Consider the following 1483-nt stretch of genomic DNA (forward strand, 5'->3'; position numbering starts at 1 on the left):
TCACCGATACCTGACGATTGATGAGGATTTGGCTCCATCAGGGCATCCATGCCAGGTTCGGAGGATCTCTCGGCCCACCATGGTCCCGGCGGGATGCTTACACCACACGGGATCCGCCCAGGGGCCGAATACAAAGAAGCCGCCCCAGTCGGGGCGGCTTCACGGCGCCCTATGAGTGTGGACGCGCATCAATCGTACAACGAACTCTATGCGGTAGGACGCGATCAGCCGTAGCGTGGAACACATGAGTGTGGACTTAGGCGAACGCCTGCAATCAGTACGAAAACGGCGAGGACTCAACCAACGCGAACTCGCCGAAGCCTCCGATGTCTCCCTGTCCCTGATCCGGAAGATCGAACAAGGCGACCATTACTCGGTACGCCTGGAAACGCTACGGAAACTCGCAGTCGGGTTGCGGGTGCGAACCTCTGAACTACAGACCGGTAACGACAGCGAATACGCCGACAACGACACCGTGAACTTGTGGGAATCCGTCCGCCGAGCCCTGGTCGGACAGACCGACTCGACGCCAGAAGAACCTGCCACAGTTGAGGGCGTAGAGGACGCGTTCAACGTCCTACGGCCGATGATGGGCACCCACCATTATCGTGCTATCGCAGCCCAACTGCCGGACCTACTGCGGGACGCGGACACCCTGGAAGAAGAAGGCCGCACGATCCGGGCGCGGCTACTCGGCATGACCGGATGGATGCTGACGCAGAACAGGCAGTTCGACATCGCCGAGGACACCCTCACGCGCGCAATCGACACCGCCACCGACCACCTCGACGCCGCCGGTGCGGCGAACACCCTAGCGTGGGCATACCTCCGTCAAGGACGCATAACCGAGGCCGAACGTCTCGCCGTGTATTGGGCGGACCGCATCGAGCCACGAATGTCCCGCGCCACCACCACCGAACTTGCCTTATGGGGTCGACTGTGGCTGTATGTGGCGAACGCCGCAGTGAGGGACAACCGTCCCGAGTACGCCGACGATGCCCTACGGTTGGCCCAATCCGCGGCCGCCGCGATCGGGCGCGAAGTGCTGTCCGATCCAGCGACAGTCCGCGCGTACGGGCCCGTATCGGTGGCCCACGTATGCGCCGAAACCTACGTGCTGACCGGCAAACCGGATCGGGCGCTGGCGATCGCGGCCCGCACTCCGCGCAACATCATCCAGCCGAACGGGGCGGGGCGCCTACGCCACCGATTGGATGTCGCCTGTGCCCATACTGAGCTCAGCCAGTTCGGTGAGGCAATGAATGTGATGCAACAGCTGCACACCGACGCGCCCGAATGGCTCTCCCAGCAACGATATGCGCGCGACATCATGGGCAAGATCGTCCTGGAGCGGCGGACGCTCACCGCGGAGATGCGCGAGTTGGCAGACGCGATCAGATTGGAGTATTAGCAACACATTTCAAGAATTGGCACTTTCGGTCGACACGGACCGGAAGTGCCATTTTTTTTGAGACGGCGTAGG

At 62.1% G+C, this 1483-nt stretch carries 1 protein-coding gene; it reads left to right on the forward strand.

The annotated features are described in order from the left end of the window. Positions 1-244 precede the first annotated feature (244 nt). On the forward strand, positions 245-1411 hold the full coding sequence (locus AB0M74_RS32945; RefSeq protein WP_366530215.1) for a helix-turn-helix transcriptional regulator: 1167 nt from the start codon (positions 245-247) through the stop codon (positions 1409-1411). The last annotated feature ends 72 nt before the right edge of the window (positions 1412-1483 follow it).

It is taken from the genome of Nocardia sp. NPDC051463 (assembly GCF_040681975.1).
GTDB lineage: Bacteria > Actinomycetota > Actinomycetes > Mycobacteriales > Mycobacteriaceae > Nocardia.

Bases quoted from the DNA above. Each gene is read 5' to 3' on its own strand.
- AB0M74_RS32945 (WP_366530215.1), top strand. From the start codon at position 245: ATGAGTGTGGACTTAGGCGAACGCCTGCAATCAGTACGAAAACGGCGA.